We start from the raw sequence: 20,000 nt of genomic DNA on the forward strand, positions 1-20,000 counted from the left end.
GAGCATCTTCGGGTCCAGGAACGGGAGGACGTGCACCAGGGACAGCGTGGGCCGGATCTCGCCGAACACCTCGCCGTGGGCGCGGCCGGCTTCCTCCCATTTGCTGATGTCGGTCAGGTACAGCTTGGACTGGACGACGTCCTCGAAGCTGAAGCCGGCGTCGGCCAGGACCTTGCCGAGTTTCTGCAGGATGTACTGGGTCTGGGTGTAGAAGTCCTCCCCCACGATCCCGTCTTCGCCGCTTGCCGCGGTGGCCGAGATGTAGAGGGTGTTGTCCACCTGGACGGCGCGTGAGTAGCCGAGGGTCTGTTCCCAGACGGAGCCGGTGCCGAAGGTTTTGCGCATGGTGGGCCTTTCAATACTGGATTGGGTCGGCACCACTGTAGGGCTGCTACAGGTCCAGCCGGTAAACCAGCAGTTTTATGTCGGTTCCGGGGACCAGCCAGTCGCGCTCGGGCACACGGGAGAAGCCCGTCTTGCGGTAGAGGCCGTGCGCGCTTTCCCAGGTTTGCCCGGTGGTGAGTGCGACGGCCCGGATACCGTCCAACTGCCTGGCGTAGTCCAGGATGGCGTCCACCATGGCCTTTCCCGCGCCGGTGCGCTGCACGGCCGGGTCCACCACCAGCATCCGGAACTCCAGCTCGTCGTCAAGGGCGATGTCCGCGTACGGTTCCCCGGCGCGCGCCAGCGTCACCGAACCAACCACCCTGCCGTCCCGCTCGGCCACCCAAATGGTGGCGTTCGCGGCCCTCAGCGCAACGTCCTGGACTTGGCGCATATAGGGGTGGTCGGCGTCCTCGAAGTAGCCCGCCGCGAGGTAGGAATCACGCGTGATGCGGGCAACGGCGTCGTAATCCGTTGCGACGGCGGGACGGACGGTTATCTGGGGCTGCACCCGTCAATGCTAGTGGTACTGCCCCATAACGCTCCTCGAAAGCCCGGTTTCCGTGATCGAACTATCAGTCAGAGCGGAAACTTGCCGGAGAGCTCGAGCCCGCCGGCGCAGGTCCAGGCGTCGAGCCGGTCGGCATCGGCGGGCCCGCCCTCCAGCGGACTGGCCAGGCGGGGACGCCGGACCCAGCAGCCGGCCTCTTCCGCGATCAGTGCCCCCGCGGAGAAGTCGTGCTCGTTGAGGCCGCGCTCACCGTAGGCGTCATGGGTGCCGTCCGCAACGAGGCACAGGTCCAGGGCCGCGGAGCCCAGCCGCCGGACATCCGCGAACCCGTCCAGCAGTTCGGCCAGGAAGGCGGCCTGCTCGGCGCGGACGGCGGGATCGTAGCTGAAGCCCGTGGCCAGGATCTGCCCCTTCCGGCCGGGGACGGGCCCGTCCAGCCGGGTGGCCCTGCCGCCTTCCTCAAGCCAGGCGCCGTGGCCCCGGGCGGCGTAGTAGGTGCGGCCCAGCGCCGGGGCGTTGACGACGCCGGCCAGCCAGACGCCGTCGGCATCGGCCACAGCAACGGAGGTGGCGTAGTAGACGATGTTGCGGATGAAGTTGGTGGTTCCGTCCAGCGGGTCGATGGACCAGCGGTAGCCCGTGGGTACGTCCGGCCTGGTGGTTCCGTGTTCCTCACCGGTGATGCTGTCCCCCGGCCGTGCGGCAGAGATGACGTCCCGCACCGCATGCTCGGCGGCGACGTCGAACGAGGTGACCCAATCGCCGGCGTCCCCCTTGTTGCTGGCCTGGAGTTCCCCGGCGTTCCTGCCTGCCAGGACCCGGGCGCCCGCCGCCGCTGCAGCCTTGGCGATCTGCAGCAGTTCCGTAGGTCTGGTCATCGGGATGCCTCCGCGTCGGCCGGGACCGCCTCAGCCGCCTCCGCGCCCGGTTCCGCTCCGTTGTCCTCCGGGCTGGTGGCCAGCGCTGCCGGGCCGCCGGCCAGGAGCCGGCGGAAGCCGTCCTCGTCCAGCACGGGGACGCCCAGCTGCTCGGCCTTGTCCAGTTTGGTGCCGGCGCTTTCCCCGGCCACCAGGTAGCTGGTGTTCCTGGACACCGAACCCGCTGCCTTGCCTCCCCTGACCAGGATTGCTTCCTTGGCCTCGTCGCGGCTGAAGTTCGGCAGGGAACCGGTGACCACCACGGTCAGTCCCTCCAGGGTCCGCGGCATGGACTCGTCGCGTTCGTCCTCCATCCGGACCCCGGCGGCCGCCCAGCGGTCAACGATCTCCTGGTGCCAGTCCTCCGCGAACCATTCCTTCAGCGCTGCGGCAATGGTGGGGCCCACGCCGTCAACGTGGGCCAGGTCTTCCTCCGACGCCTGCCGGATGGCGTCCATGCTGCCGAACGCCGTCGCCAAGGCACGCGAGGCCCGCGGGCCCACGTGCCGGATGGACAGGGCCACCAGCACCCGCCACAGTGGCTGGGCCTTGGCCTTCTCCAGTTCCTTGAACAGTTTCTCGGTGGTGGCCGTGGGCTTGGACGGAGACTTAGCCGTGCCCTTGCTGTAGAAGTACGGCACCAGTTCGTAGTCACCGGTGGGGACGCCCTTGGAGCGTTTCTCGCGCCGGATCCGGACGCCGGCCAGGTCTTCGGGGGTGAGGTCGAACAGCGCAGCTTCCGAGGTAAGCGGCGGAACCTCGGGTTCGGCCGGCTGGGTCAGTGCTATGGCAGCCTCCCAGCCGAGGGCCTCGATGTCGAAGGCTCCGCGGCCGGCCAGGTGGAAGACCCGCTCCCGCAGCTGCGACGGGCACGATTTGGCGTTGGGGCAGCGGATGTCCACGTCCCCCTCCTTGGCCGGAGCCAACGGTGTGCCGCAGGAGGGGCATTCGGTGGGCATCACGAAGTCGCGGACCGGCGGGTCCTGCTGGTCGCGGAGGGCAAGGACGGGGCCCACGATCTCCGGAATGACGTCGCCCGCCTTCCGCAGGATCACGATGTCGCCGATCTTCACGCCCTTGGCCTTGACCACGTCCTGGTTGTGGAGGGTGGCCATTTCCACCGTGGAGCCCGCCACCTTGACGGGCTCCATGAGGCCAAAGGGCGTCACGCGGCCCGTGCGCCCCACGTTGACCTGGATATCCAGCAGCTTGGTGTGCACTTCCTCCGGCGGGTATTTGTAGGCGACGGCCCACCGCGGCACCCGGGTGGTGTAGCCGAGGGCCCGCTGGGTGGCGAAGTCATCGACCTTGATGACGATGCCGTCGATCTCGTGCAGCAGCTTGTGGCGTTTGTCCCCGTACCGTTTGATGAATTCCAGGACCTCGTCCAGGCTCCCCAGCACCTCGGAGTAGGGGCTGACGGGAAGGCCCCACTCCTTCAGCAGGTCATAGGTCTCGGACTGGCTGCGGGCCTCAAGGCCCTCGCGTGCACCGATGCCGTGGACGAACATCTTCAGGGGGCGCTTGGCTGTTTCTGCCGGGTCCTTCTGCCGGAGCGAGCCTGCAGCGGCGTTGCGGGGGTTGGCCAGGGGTGCCTTGCCCGCTTCGATCAGCGCCTCGTTGAACTCGGCGAATTCCTTGGAGGGGATGAACACCTCGCCCCGGACTTCCATTTCTACCGGAAACCCCCCGCCCCGGAGCTCCTGCGGGATTTCCTTGATGGTCAGTACGTTGTGGGTGATGTCCTCGCCGGTGGTTCCATCGCCCCGGGTGGCGGCACGCACCAGCTTCCCGTCGCGGTAGAGCAGGTTGACCGCGAGGCCGTCGATCTTGAGTTCCGTCAGCCAGGCCGCGGCCGGTGTCCCGTCGCCGAGCTTGGCGATGCCGGCGTCGGCTTTTTTCAGCCAGGCCTCCAGCTCCTCGAGGGAGAAAACGTCCTCGAGGCTGTACATCCGCTGGAGGTGCTGCACGGCGGCGAAGGCTGCGGAAACTTCCCCGCCCACCTCCTGGGTGGGCGAATCGTTGGCCACGAGTTCGGGGTGGAGCGCCTCAATTTCCTCCAGCCGGCGGAAGAGCTCGTCGAATTCAGCATCCGAAACCAGCGGGGCGTCTTCCTGGTAGTACGCGAACCGGTACTTCCTGACCAGGTCCACCAGGTTCTCGTACTCCTCGCGGACGGATTCGCTGGGGACGGCGTTCGGCTCAACGGGTTCCGTGGTGCGGGTGGCGGTCATTTCTGCGGGGCCTGGTCCTGTACTCACAGACCTATCTTGCCATCAAGGCAGGTGAGCGGGGCCCTGATCAGTGCGACCGGAGGCGGTTCCTGCCCCACCAGGCGAAGGATGCTGCGGCGGCGGCCAGCAGTAAGATGCCGGCAATGACTGGCAGGAGGGCGGGGCCGCCACCGGAATCCCCGTCGGGCGCGACTGCCGCAACCCGCGTGGCCTTGGCGGACCTGGTGACGGGCGTATTCCAGTCCTGACCGCTTGATGCGCCTGTGGGCGGTGGGGACGCCGCGGGTCCCGTTGCCGTGGCCGAAGGGGTGGCTGATCCTTCGGGTTCCGCAGACGGGGCTGCCTGCAAGGGCTCAGGTTCGGCCGGAGGCGCGACCGAAGGGGCGGGCTGACCCGGAGGGGCCGGCGCTGGATCGGCCGGCGGAACGGGCGGGCTTTCGGGTTCCTTGGGCTTCTGGGTCCGGGTGGGGTCCGCGGGATTCGGATTGTCCGCAGGCTCTGGCGCGCAGAACACGAGGCACAGGCCAGGAGACGTTGTGGACGCCGGTGCGGGTTCCGGGGAGTCTGCGGTCGCCGGGCTGGCCGGGAGGAGACACAGGGTGCTGGCCAGGACAGCGGCCGATGCCGTCGCCGAGGCAGCGCGGAATACTGGTAGGGACGGGAACATTTGCTACCTTTCGATGCGCGCAGTCCCCCCGCTGCGGCTTTCTGGTGTCCCCGGTAGTCTTCTACACCCTCGCCTGGCGCCGCAAATCAGCCGCAAATCACCGGGACCTGCGGCGTACCGTGTGGCACCTGCGTCAGTCCCTGCTTTCCGGGGGCAGCGCCACCTGGATTTTCCGTGCCTTGCCGCGTCCCACCACGTAGCCGCGGCCCGGGATGAAGTCCGGGCTGACCCGGCCCAGGGAGGTGTTGAGCAGGCTGTCGCCTTCGATGTCCCCCGGGTTCAGCAACAGTCCGCGCCGGCCGGATTTGAATGGCTGCGCGAGGGACCAGGCCGAGGACCAGGTGGAGGTTTCGGACTCCCCCACCACCCACTGGTCGGCTTTGATGGACGCGGTCACCAGCTGCGCCACGCCCGATTCGGCCAGGGTATCCGTGAACTCGGTCAGGCCCTCAATGAAGATGGCCAGGGAGCCGGGGTTTCCGGACGAATGTTCAACCAGGTCCTCCACAACCGCAGCGAGATCGTCCGCTCCCACCACGGAGCGGTTCCAGATAGGCAGGGAGGCGACGGCGGAGCGCCGGGCTGCCAGGTAGATCAGCTCGGTGTCCGGGTTGGACCGCCGCAGGGCGTAGGCCAGCGTCACCAGCGCCACGGTGCGGCCCGCACCTGGCGGGCCTGCCAGGAGCAGCGGGCCCCGCGCCATGATCTCGGCCGGCCGCAGCGTTTCATCGTCGACGCCAATGACCGGAAGTCCGGTGCTGCCGGACGGCAGGACATCCAGGTCCACCTGGTCCGGAAGCCTTTCGATGCCGGGTGCGGCATCCAGCCCCTGGCGGAGCATGGCTTCGCTGAGCTTGTGCACCTCACGTGCCTGCAGCGCCAGGTTGGAGTTGCCGCCAAGGACTGCCAGCTGGACTTCCAGCCCGTCCAGGAGTCCCCGCCCGGGCGGCGAGGCGGCGGTGAGGACGTCCCGGGGCACGTCCATGGAAATGTAGTCGTCCTCGGAGGACAGGCGGAGCACCAGGCGGCGCTGGATGGAAGCGAGCAGCGAGGCGGGCACGGCGTTGGGCCGGTCTCCGGTCACCACAAGGTGGATGCCCAGGGTGCGCCCGTCCGTCGCCAGCTGCAGGAAGATGTCCCACAGCCCGGACAGCCTGCTGTGTTCGTAGGCCTCCCGGAACGCGGACATGCCGTCCACCAGTACAAAGATGCGCTTTTCATCAGGCCTGCCGGCCAGCTTGCGGTACTCGACAATGGTGGACGCGCGCACCTCGGCAAACCGGGCCGACCGCTGCTCGGCGATGTCCCCCAGCAGGCGCAGCAGCCGCCCCACCCGTTCAACGTCGTCGCCGTTAATGACCTCGCCCACGTGCGGAAGCTCCTCCAGCATGCTCAGCCCGGAGGAGCCGCAGTCGATCCCGTACACGTGTACCGGCCCGCCGCGGGGCGTCACCGCGGCCGCTATCGCGATGCCGCGCAGGGCGGCCGACTTCCCCGAACCGCCGGTGCCGTAGATGGCCATGTTGCCGTCCTTGTCCGGCTCGTAGAACACAGTGGGCTGCGCCTGGCGGGAAGGGTCGTCGGCCACGCCGAGGAGCAGCTGTTCGTCGGTACGGGGGTTGGGCAGCCTGGAGAAGTCGTAAGTCTTGGCGAGTTCGTCCAGCCACGGCTTGCGGGGGGCGTTGATGGACAGGGCATCCGCTGCGCGGACGATGGTGGAGGTCATCCTGGCGATGTCGTTGGGGCCGGCGGGCCCGGCCGCTTCCGGTTTCTCCGTAGCCGGGGCCTCCCAGGCCGGGCCGGAGCCGAAGGCCATTTCCACGACGTCGATCTGGGGCCGCTGCGGTTTCTCCGTGGTCCATCCGCCGGCGTAGCCGGTCTGGAAGCCCTGGATCCGTCCCGGGCCGGTCTTTGCTGCACCGCGGCCGGGGATGGCCGGATCGAAGTAGGCGGCATCGGGAACGCCGAGGATGTCCGTGGCGTCGTCCTCATCAGCCATCCGCAGGGCCACCCTGAGGTTGGTGTTGGCGCGGAGGCTGTCCTTGATGACGCCGGCCGGGCGCTGGGTGGCGAGGATGAGGTGCAGGCCCAGCGAGCGCCCGCGGGCTGCAACGTCCACCACTCCGTCAACGAATTCGGGTACCTCGTTGGCCAGCGCGGCGAATTCGTCGACGACGATCACCAGGTAGGGCGGCGCGTCCGGGTCTGCTTCCCGCTGAAGGGCCAGCAGGTCCTTGGCCTTCTTCCGGTTCAGCAGGTGCTCCCGGTAGTGGAGTTCGGCGCGCAGTGAGGTGAGGGCGCGCCGGACCAGGTGCGGCGAAAGGTCGGTGACCAGCCCCACGGTGTGGGGCAGGTTGATGCAGTCGGCGAACGCGGCCCCGCCTTTGTAGTCCACGAACAGGAAACTCACCCGGTCCGGGCTGTAGGCGGCGGCCATGCCCATCACCCAGGACTGCAGGAATTCGGACTTGCCGGCACCCGTGGTGCCGCCCACCAGGGCGTGCGGGCCCTCGTTCTTCAGGTCCAGGTACAGGGGTTCAATGCCTTTGGAACCCACCAGGGCCCGGAGGGTGCCGTTGTCCTTCCGGTTGGCCACGGCGCTGGCGTGCACGGAGTTGTTTTCCGTCCAGCGCTCGGCCACGGCCTGGGGGTTGTCCAGGAAGTCCTTGCCGATCAGCGTGGCGTAGGAGACGGCCCGTGGAAGGTCGGAATCGTCGTTCACGGGTTTGCCCACATCCATGACCGGGGCCAGCATCCGGGCAAGTTGGGCGGCCAGTTCGGCGTCGACGCTTTCGCAGCTGACGGGGTACGTGTGCCTGCCAAGGCGGACCTGCCCGGTGGTGGTGCCGTGTTCGCCGTCCACCACCATGAAGTCCCGGCAGGCAGCGGGAAGCGACTGGATGTCGGTGGCCACCCAGACCACATGGACACCGGAGTCCGGTCCCCGCTCCGCGAGCCGGGTGAGCCTGCCGCGGTCCACCGGCGCGTCGTCTTCCACGATCACCAGGACCGCGGGCAGCACAGGCTGGTCCACGTCGTGCTTGGCCGGGTCCAGCCCGGGGCGGAGGTCCGGCCCGGAGCGCTTCGCCGCGGCCTCCCTGGCATCGAGCAGGTCCTCGAGCCGGGCCAGCAGCGAGGAGCCGCCGGCCGAACCGGCGGCCAGGTGGTCGCCGGCAAGGGGGCTGTGCCCCGAACCCACGTGCGGCAGCCATTGCAGCCAGTTCCAGCGTTCCCGGGACTGCGCGGACGTGATGGCCGCGATGACAACTTCCGCGGGCGAGTGGAGGCCCGCGAGCTGCAGCACCATGCCCCGGGCGACGTCGTCCACCAGGCCGCGGGCACCGGCAACGCCCAGGGACCCGGAGGTGCGCAGCTGGGATACGACGGGAACGCCCTCGATGTCGCGGAACTGCTTTAGGCAGTCCTGGATCTCCTGCGCGTACTGCGCCTCGGTGTCGTTGCTTGGCGGTTCCTCCAACAGGACCCGGGAGGGTGACGTGCCCAGGCCGAACCGAAGGCCCAGGAATCCGGTGTGCTCCGGACGGTGCGTCCACAACAGCGGACCGAGCTTGTAGATGGCGTCCACGGTGTCGCTGACCGACGGCGCTTCCTGGAGGCGGACGGCACGTTCAACCTGCTGCAGTTCCGTGAGGTCCTTCCGGAAGGCGGCCATGGCGGCGCGGAAGTGCTTGAGCTGCTCCTTCTGCTGCCCCCTGCTCCGCATCTTCTGGTCCACGTAGTGGCCCACGATGAAGAGCGGCATCATCATCATGAACAGCACCGAGAGCGCGTTGCCGGTCACCGCGAAGATCACCGCACCCATCAGCAGCGGGGCGATCATCATGATGTACGGGAACGGGTGGTCCTCGGGACGCTTGGGTCCGGCAGGGAGCACGCGTTTGGGTTCCTCGAAGCGGGGAACCACGCGCGGTGACCGGTTGAAGTTCACCAGGGGCGACGTCGGTGCTGCCGCCTGGTTGTGCCCCAGCGGCACCACGGTCACGGTGGTGTCCCCCAGCGTGACCGCGTCCGAGGAATTCAGGGTGGCGCGGGTGACGGGGAGGCCGTCCATCAGCAGCCCGTTGGCCGAATTGGTGTCCACGATTTCCACGCCCTCACCCACCGTGATGCGGGCGTGGCGCTTGGATGTCAGGGGGTCCGAGAGGCGGATGTCCACGTCCCGGTCCCTGCCGATGTAACTGGTGCCGACGGGCAGGGAAAACTCGCGGCCGGCGTCGGGCCCCGAAAGGACGCGGAGGGTGGCGGCCGCAGGACCGCGGCTGGCACCCGGCACATCGAACTGCGCGCTCACCTGGGCCAGGGACACAACAGAACCCGGCCGGAGGCCGGACTCAAGGAGGTTGTCCGTCCGGGTGAGCATGGTTCCGCTCAGGCCGGCGCCGACAAACGCCTCTTCGATGCGCAGGGAGAGGTTGTCCGGCACCGGGGTGCCCTTGCGCCCCGGATCCGCGGCCCAGAGCATGGCGGCGGTATCGGCCACGGTGGCCAGGCCGTCCACGGTAACGGCCAGGTCCTTCGTTTCGGCAGGGTCCCGGCGGAGGGTCACACGGATTCTCATCCCTCGTCCACGCCCCTCATCTTCTCGATCAGGTGCAGGTCATCCGGGGTCACCAGGTGTGAGGTGACCGCGTGCTCCACAAGCCGGGCGCGGCGGTTGGTGGCGAGTTTGCCGCCGCCGCCCCGCAGTCCGGCCACGCCCACGCGGTCGAGCTTGTCGCACACATTGTCGAGCTTCCGGTTGAAGCGGGTCAGCGCCCATCCCAGCGTCTTCGCGGCAGCCGCCGAGGAGGGGATGGCGCTGAACCCCGTACCTTCCCGCCGGAGCATGGGTTCTGCGAGCGCCACGATGAGGGCCTTCTGGGAGTCGGTGAACACCACCGGGCCGATGGTGGTGTCGCCGTTGCTGTCGCCGTCGCGCGCCTCCTGCCGGAAGGAGGGGGTCTTGAGGTGCACGGCAAACTCGTAGGTGGTGGGCCCTGCCGTGAAAATGATGTTCGTGTGGCTGAAGACCAGCGGGATCCGGGCTCCGGGTGACAGCCAGGCCTGCATCCCGCCGGTGGCGTCGGCAACCGTGGCCGAGAGCATGCTGCCCACGTTGCTGAGCCACCAGATCCCGTCATAGCGGGCCACCTGCAGGAACTGACGGTGAAGGTAGGGATTGTCGTCAACTTCGAGGTCGCCTTCGCGGCCGATATTGAAGACGTCCTCGTCCGATGGCTCGTACCATTCACCACAGAAATCTATTGCTAGATCCCCCATTTTCTGTGCCTCCTCGTTAGGCGGAACTGAGCTTGTCATGGAGCTGGTTGCAGGGCGCTCCGCGGTCATGTGCCGGCGCAAGCGATCGAGCCTTCCTCCAGCGGGGAGAAGGCTCCGTCCGAGCGAACGATCATCACCTGGATGCAGGTCTGGCCGGACGGGTTTGCCGTGACGCGGACAGGCGGCTGTTCGACAGACTGGTATTCGCCGCCGCCCCCGATGCTGTACACCCGCCACTTGTAGGTGTCACCCTCTTTGGGCTGCGGGTTCAGCCACGTGAAGGAGGCGTTGCCGTCCGCGGACACCGTTCCCTTGAGGCCTTCCACGTCCGGCACCGTTCCGTTGTCCAATGCGTCGGCCGGCGGCTTGCTGGCCTGCTGGGTCTCCACCGCAGCGGGTTTTTCGGGCGAGGCGTTGGCCACCACCAGGCCCACCACGGCGGCAAGGGCCAGCAGGGTGCCGCCCGAGATTGCCAGCCAGAGATTGCGTTTGCCGTGGTCCGTGGCGGGTAGCGGCACGCCTGCCGGCTCGTCGCGTCTTGCCGGCCGGTGGACGGTAGTGTCCGGGACGTCCGCACCCTCTTGAAGATTGCCGCCCGGTGCCTGCTCGCCAGGGCGCGCCGGCGCGGCGGAACGGCGCAGGACGGTGGCGTGGGCCCACTCCTGCGGCTGCGCCGCCGGTGCAGGAGTGGAGGGGCTGCTGTGCACGGCGGGCGCGGGCTGCGCAAACCGCGACGGCGCGGCATCCGCTGCGGGAGCTTGTCCGCCAGCGGCCTGCCCGCCACCTGCCTGCCCGCCAGCGGCCTGCGGCCACGTGCGTGCGGGGAAGGTGGGCGCGCTGCCCGTCCGCTCCGGATCGATCGCGGCGATGCTCCGGACCCGGGTTTCTTCGAAGCCGTCATCCGGCCGGCTGTCCTCGTGCTGCGGCTCCTCAAGCACCTCAAAGGGCGTGACGGAGAGGTTAAGCTCCGCCTGGATGCGCTGCAGGGCCAGGGCGAAGGCGTGCGCCGAGGAATAGCGGGACTGCGGCGATTTGGCCATCGCCGTCGAAAGGGCCTGTTCCAGGGACTCGGGAACGTCCGCGCGGCCCAGCCGCGGCAGCGGCGTGTTGCTGATCCGGTTGATCAGCTCACGCTGTGAATTGTCCGCGCCGGGCATGACGAACGGCGAGCGGCCGGCGAGCAGGGTGTAGAGCGTGGCTCCGAGGGCCCACACATCCACCATCACCCCGTCCACGGCGCCATCAGTGAACTGTTCGGGCGGGGACCACGGGATGGACATGCCCGAGTCGTCGTCGCTGTCGCCGGCGAGGGTGCCGGAGATGCCGAAGTCGGTGAGGGCGGGCCGGTTGTAGTCGGTGACCAGGATGTTGGCAGGCTTGATGTCGCGGTGGGCGATGCCGGCGCGGTGGGCGGTCTCGACGGCGGACGCCACCTGGATGCCGACGGCCAGGACTTCATCCACGCTAAACCGCTGCCTGCGGTACCGCACGTCCAGGCTTGGCCGGGAGCAGTACTCCATGGCCAGGTAGGAGTGTCCGTCGTCGGTCACCTCCGCTTCAAAGATGGTGACGATGTACGGGTGCGAGGACAGCTGCGCCATGAGGTTGGCCTCGGACTCGAAGCGGCGGCGGGCGCCCTCCGTCTTCAGGTCCGAGAGCAGGACCTTGACGGCCACCTTGCGGCGCGGCCTGTCCTGTTCATACAGGTAGACGTCGGAAAAGCCGCCGGAACCGAGCAGGCTGATGTACGTGAACCCCTGGATGCGGGGCGGCGGCGCTACAGGCCGTTTGGAACTCAAGGAATCTCCTCAAAACGCAGCGAGATGTTGTCGCCCAGTTCAGCGATGTCCCCGTCCAGCAGGATGGCCATCTCGTTCTGCGCCAGGCGGCGGGGCGGCTGGCCTTCACGCACCAGGACGGTTCCGTTCGTGGCCTTGAGGTCGCACAGCATGACGTGCCATCCCTCCAGCCGAACCTCCACGTGGGACCGGGATATGTCGCCTTCCAGGCTCGGCACCTGGACCAGCCGGGGCATGACGCCGCCCTGGACCCGGGACACGGAGGGTTGCCTGCCGATGACCAATGACTGGTCAAGGTCCAGCAGCTCCCCGGTGGACAGGCGCACCCGTCCCAGCCGTGGCCGGGGCACCTGCACGGCGTCCGGATGAAGCCCTGCCCCGCAGGCGGCACACTGCGCGCGGGTGGGGGGATTCGCGTGACCCTGGCTGCAGACCCGGGCCAGGACGGTCGGCCCGGCCTGCGGGTCCGCAACCGCCGCAGGGGCGGGTTGCGCCGGTGAAGCTCCGATGCTGCCCTTCATGACCGTCTGTCCGTCATGGTCGTTGTCGAAGGCCGCGTTTGCAGGCGGGGTCGCGGGGACGGTGGGCGGCACGGGTGCAGGCCCTGGCGCGGCATCGGCCGCGGCGGCGGCGGTGCCGGGGACCTTTTTCCACGGCACAGAATCGATGAGTACCCCGGCGGGCTGTTGCACTGCCGGCGGGTGTTCGACGGCGGGTGCCGCCACGCCAGGCGCGTGTTCGACGGCGGACGGGGCTTCCGTTACTGCCTCCTTCGCATCTCCGCCAGGATCGAGGACTACGGGCGCGTTGTGTTCTTCCGCTCCAGGCACGGCGTCGGCAGTCCCGGCGCCGGCGGAGTCTGTGAAGCTTCCGGCATCGGCAACCTCCGCTTCCTCGCGCACTGCGGCGTCTTCGATACTCCGGATGACCGTCCGCTCCCACAGGTGGTCGTAGGAGCTCGTCTGGTCGCTCACCATGATTGCCGCTTGCGCCGGCTGGTATTCAGCTGTTTCGGCTTGGGCGGACGGCTCTGTGCCTGCGCCCGCCTCCATCCCGGGCCCGGCCCCTGCCGGTTGGACGTCGCCCTCATCTACGTACGCACTTATGTACGCATCGACCTGCGCGTCATCGTCGGGCACGGCGAGAACAGTCTCGGCTGAGGCTTCCGGCTCCGGCTCCGGCTCCGGCTCATGCTCCGGGACGATTGTTATCTCGCGCGGCTCGTCCGTTCCCGGCGCCGCCTCGCGCCGGTCCGCTACGCCTGCGGAATCGACCGCCACTGCAGCCGCCGGCGCCGGCGCCAGTTCCGGCCGGGCAGGGCCCAGCCCGAGGACCAGGGACTGCAGCAGGACCACACCCTCCCCCAGCGGCAACTCCGGCTGGTCTCCGGAACCGCCGGCCGGGATGCTGATCCGGCAGGCTCCGGACAGGGCAAACCGGCGCTCGTTCCAGGTGGTGACGTCCCGCCCGTCCAGTTCCACCCGGCCGTCCGGGAGTTCCACGGCGAGGTCGAGGTCGCCGCGGAGGAACACCCGCAAGGGACCGGAGAAATCGAGGATGCCAAATGGCGGGATCCGGGTGAGTGAGCCGCCAGAGCTGCCGGTGATGGCATGGAGTACTTCGTGGACCGCCGGCTTGCTTTCCAGGAGTTCCCATACCGCACCCGCCGTGGCCTGCGTCGTGTCCGGGCCGAGGAGGACCGCGGTGCGCGAGCGGAGGATGCCCAGCCAGGTGCCCGGGACGTAGCTAGTGCCGGTCATCGTGGGGTTCCCCGCTCTCGTGCGCCGAAGGTCCGCCATCTTGTTGGGGCAAGGGCTGCGTTACAGCCTGGCTCCCATGGGAGCGGGGCAGCGTGTCTGCCTCTTCTGCGTCCGGACCGTGCCGCGGCGCGGTGGTGGCGGCGCCGGCGTCGTTCAGGACGTTCCGGGCATCAACCACAATCACCGTGATGTTGTCGCTGCCGCCGTTCCGCAGCGCAGCCTGGATCAGGGCGTCGGCGGCGTCCTGCGGGTGGCCCACCGTACTGATGATGCGGAGGATGTCCTCGTCCGCCACTTCGCCGGTGAGGCCGTCCGAGCAGACCAGGACACGGTCGCCTTCCTCCACGGGGAGCAGCCAGTAGTCGGCCTCGGTCTCGTCCCCGGTGCCCAGGGCGCGGGTGACAACGTGGCGCCGAGGATGGACAGTGGCCTGCTCGGCGGTGATCTCGCCCGCATCCACAAGTTCCTGCACCTCAGAGTGGTCCACGCTGACCTGCTCAAACCGCCCCTGGCTGAGGCGGTACGTACGGGAATCGCCGATGTTCATGACCAGCCAGTAGGGCAGGCCCATTTGTTCCACCACCACTGCACCGGTCAGGGTGGTCCCCGCCCTGGCACCCGTGGCCTCCCGGATGGACGAGTCCGCCCGGAGCAGGTACTGCTGGAGCGCCGCGGCCGTGACGGTGCGTTCCCCCGTTGCGAGCTGCGGAATCCCTGCCAGGGCCCGCACGCACATGCCGCTTGCCACTTCGCCTGCTTCGTGGCCGCCCATCCCGTCCGCAACGGCGAACACAGGATCGGAAGCAAGGTAGGAATCTTCGTTCAGCTCCCGGCGGAGTCCCCGGTCCGTGCCATAGCCGTAGCTCAGGCTGAGGCCCGGCTGGACGGTGGAGGGAACGCTGGCGGGCTGTTGGTTCATGCCTGTCCTAGGTAAAAGGTCCGGTCTCCGAAGTGGACACTGGATCCGGGCGTAACAAAAGTTGGGACACCCGGCGCAAGTGGCGTCCTGGCGCCGTTCGGGGTGGTCACGGCGCTGCCGTTCGTGGAGTTCCTGTCCGTCACCCAGATCCCCGCGCCGTCGGTCAGCAGGTGGAGGTGGGTTTTCGAGATGGACCGGCCGGGATCGTCGACGGCCAGGAGCTGGGCATGCTGTTCACCGGACTGGCCCACGGGATTGCGGCCCACCAGGACGCTGCGGTCCAACTGGAAGTCGCGCCCGTCGTCCAGGCGGATCCGGAGGACGGCGACGGGTGCAGGCCCGCCTGCCTGCGGGCGCACCTGGGTGCGTTCAACGTCGTCGTCCACGTGGTGCTGCGCGCCGCGCATCGGCACGGACGCACCAGCGGGTCCACCGGCGGCGGCTGACGTACCCGGCGGCACGGCGGACGGCGGCGCGAAGGACCCAGGTGCCGTGTAGGGCATGGTCTGGGACGGCGACGTCTGCGAGGGCGCCTGAACGGGCGGGGAAGGCTGCACCGGCGGGGACGCGGCGGGAATGCCCGCCACCGGGGAGAGCACCTGCTGCACCGGCGGCAGGTCCAGCGGCGCGAAGCTGTACGGGCCCTGGATGCCGCCGGTGGTGATGGGGTCGCGCCCGGCCTTCACATCGAAAACGAGGGCCTTGGCGGCTTTGTCCTGCCATCCCCGCAGGCGGCCGTTCCGGTCCCAGGTATTGGACACCACCACCAGCACGGCCCAGGCGGCACCCGCAAAAAGCAGCGGCGCAAGGATGAACAGGGCCGGTCCGAACCACTTGAACACCACCACCAGGACCGCCGCCAGCAGCGCCACCAGCATGCCGGCACCGGTAAAGAGGCCGCGGAGGAAGACGGCGCCGGCGCCCGGCGCGTAGCCGTCGTTGTCCGCGCTGCGGATGCCCATGAGCAGGTTGCCGGGTGTCTTGCCTGTCCTCGCTTCAATCCCCATGACCACGAACAGGTACACCAGCGTCAGGCCCAGCCCGATGCTGCCGAACAGCACCAGGGAGGCGGTGTCATAGGTGATGTACTGGCCGTTGCGGGTGCGGGTAATCCCGGCAAAGCCAACGGTGAGCGTCAGCACCAGCACGGTTAGCGGCGGCAGCCAGTCAATGACGGCAGCGCCAAGCCGCTTGCCGGCCGTGGCCGGCACAAGCTGAAGGTTCACTGCCATTCCCGTTCCTCCCCCTGGGACGGCCCCCGACTGCGCGGTGAAACCGCCGGCGCGCCCCCGCCCCGTGCCTGCGTTTGCGAACCCCGCGGCCTGAAGCGCCGGGGGGCTTTGTACTACCGGGATAGTACCGGGAATCGCTGCACGGTGGGCAGTCACAGCTCCGGGCGGCGGGTCACTGCCGGCATGGCCGCCGGTGTGCAGGTTGCGGTTGCTGCGCGCCGCCCTGTTGGGCAGGGGCGCTCCGCAGGAGGTGCAGAAGGCCGCACCGGCCCGGATGGAGCGCTGGCAGCGGGGGCATGTCTGGAGTTCCGCGGTCACGGCGCCGGAGGTCCTTGCCTTGGCGGTTCCGGCGCCTGCCGGTCCTGCAGCGGCATTGCCTGCACCGCCGTTGCTTCCGGTGCAGGCGTTGCGGAGTGTTCGCCGTCCGCGCCAGTACGACGGCGGGTGGACGGCCTGAGTGCCGACAGGGCCGGCAAAGCCAGCCGGCCGCGCTGAGCCAGCGGGCTGCGGCGGGCCAGGGCGCCGCGCGCGTCAGCAAGCAGCGACCGCGGGGAGAACCTTGCCTGCTGCCGCTGCCAGAAACCTGCCGTGGAGGTCATCTCCTTCAGCGAGCTGTCCACGATGGTCCAGTACTCCCGCACCTCGTCCTCGCTGGGCTGGCCGGCACCGAAGATCGACGCATCCGCGCGGCGGGCCAGCATCGTGGTGGTACCGCCCGCGGCCGGAAACGCCTCGGCCAGGACCGCGGCGCTTTCGCGGCGGGTGGCCCGGGTGTCGACGGCGGCCCCCATGTCCGTGGCGAGGCTGACCACCTCGCTCCAGCCGCCCCCTACGCGCTGCGCAGGATGGCCTTCGCTGAACCGCGACTTCCGCCGTCGTGATTTCAACAGGACGACCAGCAGCAACGGGAGCGCAAGGACGGACAGCGGTATCAGGGCGATGCCCAGCGCGCCCAACAGGGCGCCCCAGAAGAGCCACGGGTTGTTTTTCTTCTGGTCCGCATCCAGCGCATCGGGCGACGAGTCCGGCGGCAGGTCCGCGGGTTCCTGCGGCGGGGGCGGCGGCTGCAGCACCTGCGGCTTGGGCTTGGATTTGTTTTCCGGGTCCGGCGGGATGGGAATGTTGTCCTTGGGCGGCGTCGGATCGAAACTTACCCAGCCCACCCGTTCAAAGGCCACTTCCACCCAGGCGTGCACGTCCTTGCCGGTGATCTTGACTTCGCCTGCCCCGTTTTCCGGACTGGTGGGTTCGGGGTAGAAGCCCATCACCACGCGGGACGGGATGCCCAGGTGGCGGAGCATGAGGGACATGGCCACCGCGTACTGCTCGTCGTCGCCCAGCATCTGCTTGGCCGTGAGGAGATTCCTGATCCGGGCAGAACCGTGGCCGGACACACTCGGGAGCTGGCCTTCGCTGACCAGCCCGTTGCTGAATGCCCCGGTTTTCTGGAAATGCGCCTCAATCTGCCGGACCCGGTCGATGGCGGTGGGGGCGTCAGTGGACAGGTCATTGGCCTGCGACCCCACCACCGGGGGCACTTCCGTGGCGTCGGGCAGGGACAGTTTCGCGAAGTCGTACTGCGCCAGCTGCCCGTGTTCGAGTTTCACGGGATCCGAAACCTGGACCTTGTAGGAATCTCCGCGGGAGAGCCCGTTGGTGGTGACGGCGGTATCCGTGCCGGCATTGAAGTAGAGGCCGGACGCCGCGGCCGAGGCGCTGTCATCAAAGCTCAGCCCCGTGGTTTTACGCCCGCCGGGCACGAAGAATCCCTGGTAGTCCTCAACCGTGATGCTGATGGCGTAGTCCTTGGTGGGAACAACACCGGAGGTGTCCGCCAGGGTGTTGATCGACTCGGTATCGCCGACCTTGCTGAAGTTTCCCGAGCCGTTGGGGTCCATGGTGTAGTTGGTTCCGTTGAAGGCGTCCAGGGCCCCCAGCCGGACCCGGCCATCACGGGGAAGGCCCTTGACCACAAAGAGGGTGTCGTCCTTCTTGTCCTTGACGAACGTGCGGAAGCTGGCCAGTGGCGTGATGTAGTCCTTGGGGTCGAACGGCGGGACCACCACGTTCCGGAGGACCTTCCGGTCATTGCCCGCGGTGACCAGCGGCGCCGAAAGCGCCGTAACGGCCACGCTGACGGCGATGACGCCGGCGGCCATTCCCAGCCTCCGGATCTTCGCCCGCTGCGCGGTGGCGGTATCCGTCTGCGGATTGTTGACGGATACCTTTCGCGTGGAGTTCTTCCTGAGGGCGTCCCGGCGGAAGGTGGCCCAGGCGATGCCCAGGACCGTCAGGCCGATGCCGCGTTCGAGGGTGAGGAACGCGGCGTTGGTGCTGAAGGCGATCCCGGTAACGAACAGGACCAGCACCGGCAGGAGCGGAAAGTAGGGGCTTCGAAGGCGCCACGTCAGGACACCGGCCGCCAGGGCGGTGACCAGGGAGCTCAGGAAGGGAACAATCAGCACGCCGCCTGCCGTGCCCACGGGGACACCGACCGTCAGCATGTCCTTCCAGGCGAACACCACCCCCAGGAGGAGGGTCCGGAGTGAGTCAAGGGTGGGGACAAAACCTGCGATTGCCGCGTCGGGCACCGCCAGCAACGTGCCGAGGACCAGGTAGGCGCCAAGGGCAACCGCAGTGGTGATGAGCAGTCCGAGCCGCAGGTGCGCGTTGAGCGCGCCGATGGCCAGGCCCAGGAGGATGCCGCCGAAGCCGGAGAACAGGTAGTACGGGTCGCCGCCGAAGCTGAGGCCGAAGCCGAGCAGGCCAAGCCCCAGCAGGACCGTCAGCGCGCCGGCGTCGAGCACGAAGTGCCAGGCCGGCTGGCCGTCGGCGAAGGCGGAGGCCTGGTTACGGCCGCTGCCGGACGCACCGCGGTTGGTGCCGGTTGGTTCGCTGCGCGGGCGCGTGCTGCGCGGGCGCAGGCCTTCCGTGGAGGTCATGCTGCGGCCTTTCTCAGCACAATGGCAAGGTCGTTCAGGTCGCCGAGCGTCAGCACGGTGAGGTCTGCGATGTTGGCGCGGCCGGGCGAAGCGCCGGCTTCCACCCGCACCGCGAGGCTGCGGACGCCGGGCGGCACGGACGCGGCCGCGGAGCGCAGCTGGGTGGCCGTCACGTTGCTGCCTACCACGAGGAAAACCACGGAGGCGTTGGGGACGGTGTCCGCAAGGGTCCTGGCGAGGTCGACGGCGGTCCGCCGCATGGGAGCTCCCACAATCCTGGTCATGTCATCGAGCATGTTCCGCCCGGTTTCACAGCGGAGCGGGCCTTTCTGGGTCAGGACGTCCAGCTCACGCTGCTCGCGGATGGCCTGCCGGCCGATCGATGCGGCTGCGGAGATGGCCATCTCGAATTCGGCTTCGGAGGCGTATTCGTCCGTGTTGATGGACAGCGAGATGGCCAGGTGGGCCCGGCGTGTTTCCTCGAATTGGCGCACCATGAGCTTGTTGGTCCGCGCGGTGGTTTTCCAGTGGATGTGCCGGCGGTCATCCCCCGGCACGTAGTCGCGAAGCGCATGGAAGGACACGTCCGCACTGGACAGGTCCGTGGTGGGCATTCCTTCCAGGTCGCGGATAAAGCCGGCGGCCGAACCGGCCAGGGCCACCGTGCGCGGATGGACGAAAAGGTCTTCCGGTTCGGTCCACAGGACCTGGCGGCGCAGCAGGTGCAGCGGGTCTGCCCGGACCGACCGGACAGGTCCGACGACGATCACGGCACGGCGGGCGGTGGGAATGGTGAAGAGGTCCTCGTGCACCTGCTGCGGCTTCATGCGGGGCAGGTGGAACACAGCCGTGACGCTGCCCACCGGAAGTTCCAGTGCTGCCGGCAGCAGGGGCCGGGCTGATGTGTTGGACACGGCGATGCTGCCAACGGCACTGTCCCCCACGGCCACCCGGGTGCGGGCGAGGTCGAGGAGCACTCCATAGGAAGAGCGGCCCAGGACAAAGGCGCTGGCAATCAGGAACATCACGAACGCCGCGATGGCCGCAGCCTTCGCCTCCTGCCAGCCGAACGCCTGCCCGGTGGTCCAGAGCAGGATGGCGGCGGCCAGGACGGACCAGCCCAGGACGCTGACCACGGACAGCACGGGCCAGGCGTACTTCAGCCATGCAGTCCGGACGGTACGCCAGGCTGGCGCCAGCGCCATGGCTGCAGTGTTCCGCGCCTCGGACCAGACTGCCGACGGGTGCAGCTGCGTGGGCCGGCCATCCCTGTGGAAGGGTTGCTTGAGACGCTCCGCGAGCCGGGTCAACGGGGTGCCGGTGGACATATGTGTGCCTTCGTTGTTGCGTGGACG

At 68.6% G+C, this 20,000-nt stretch carries 12 protein-coding genes and 1 pseudogene; all 13 read right to left on the reverse strand.

The window, feature by feature from the left end:
* Positions 1-345: RidA family protein (locus ACQ3DC_RS20175; RefSeq protein ID WP_430753046.1), on the reverse strand; the 345-nt coding region annotated here is incomplete at its 3' end.
* A 46-nt stretch (positions 346-391) separates the two neighbouring features.
* Entirely contained in the window at positions 392-895 is a 504-nt protein-coding gene (locus ACQ3DC_RS20180; protein ID WP_430753047.1) for a GNAT family N-acetyltransferase, read from the reverse strand.
* A gap of 68 nt (positions 896-963) precedes the next feature.
* Complete coding sequence (locus ACQ3DC_RS20185) at positions 964-1,773, reverse strand: inositol monophosphatase family protein (protein ID WP_430753048.1); 810 nt, start codon at positions 1,771-1,773, stop codon at positions 964-966.
* Entirely contained in the window at positions 1,770-4,046 is a 2,277-nt protein-coding gene (gene ligA, locus ACQ3DC_RS20190; RefSeq protein WP_430753052.1) for an NAD-dependent DNA ligase LigA, read from the reverse strand. Before ligA ends, ACQ3DC_RS20185 begins: the two co-directional genes overlap by 4 nt.
* Positions 4,047-4,846: 800 nt before the next feature.
* Positions 4,847-9,292: an FtsK/SpoIIIE domain-containing protein gene (locus ACQ3DC_RS20195; RefSeq protein WP_421091918.1), complete on the reverse strand. Its 4,446-nt coding sequence runs from the start codon at positions 9,290-9,292 to the stop codon at positions 4,847-4,849.
* Complete coding sequence (locus tag ACQ3DC_RS20200) at positions 9,289-9,993, reverse strand: hypothetical protein (RefSeq protein ID WP_157238666.1); 705 nt, start codon at positions 9,991-9,993, stop codon at positions 9,289-9,291. Before ACQ3DC_RS20200 ends, ACQ3DC_RS20195 begins: the two co-directional genes overlap by 4 nt.
* Before the next feature lie 65 nt (positions 9,994-10,058).
* Positions 10,059-11,792, reverse strand: coding sequence for a protein kinase domain-containing protein (locus ACQ3DC_RS20205; protein ID WP_430753049.1), 1,734 nt, complete (start codon positions 11,790-11,792; stop codon positions 10,059-10,061).
* Positions 11,789-13,552 (reverse strand): FHA domain-containing protein, encoded by a 1,764-nt coding sequence (locus tag ACQ3DC_RS20210; RefSeq protein WP_430753050.1) that lies wholly within the window; start codon positions 13,550-13,552, stop codon positions 11,789-11,791. The genes ACQ3DC_RS20205 and ACQ3DC_RS20210 overlap by 4 nt, the downstream gene beginning before the upstream one ends.
* Positions 13,539-14,471, reverse strand: coding sequence for a PP2C family protein-serine/threonine phosphatase (locus ACQ3DC_RS20215; protein WP_157238669.1), 933 nt, complete (start codon positions 14,469-14,471; stop codon positions 13,539-13,541). Before ACQ3DC_RS20215 ends, ACQ3DC_RS20210 begins: the two co-directional genes overlap by 14 nt.
* Positions 14,468-15,703 (reverse strand): RDD family protein, encoded by a 1,236-nt coding sequence (locus tag ACQ3DC_RS20220; RefSeq protein WP_323057667.1) that lies wholly within the window; start codon positions 15,701-15,703, stop codon positions 14,468-14,470. Before ACQ3DC_RS20220 ends, ACQ3DC_RS20215 begins: the two co-directional genes overlap by 4 nt.
* A 237-nt stretch (positions 15,704-15,940) precedes the next feature.
* A pseudogene (locus tag ACQ3DC_RS20225) lies at positions 15,941-16,021 on the reverse strand (zinc-ribbon domain-containing protein); the annotation flags it as partial.
* Complete coding sequence (locus ACQ3DC_RS20230) at positions 16,018-18,645, reverse strand: transglutaminaseTgpA domain-containing protein (RefSeq protein ID WP_421091920.1); 2,628 nt, start codon at positions 18,643-18,645, stop codon at positions 16,018-16,020. The gene ACQ3DC_RS20230 and the pseudogene ACQ3DC_RS20225, both read right to left, overlap by 4 nt.
* The gene (locus tag ACQ3DC_RS20235) at positions 18,642-19,973 is read right to left on the reverse strand and encodes a DUF58 domain-containing protein (protein WP_323057660.1); all 1,332 of its coding nucleotides are present in this window, start codon (positions 19,971-19,973) and stop codon (positions 18,642-18,644) included. Before ACQ3DC_RS20235 ends, ACQ3DC_RS20230 begins: the two co-directional genes overlap by 4 nt.
* Positions 19,974-20,000 lie beyond the last annotated feature (27 nt).

It is taken from the genome of Paenarthrobacter sp. NEAU-H11 (assembly GCF_050573415.1).
In the GTDB taxonomy this organism is placed as follows: Bacteria; Actinomycetota; Actinomycetes; order Actinomycetales; family Micrococcaceae; genus Arthrobacter.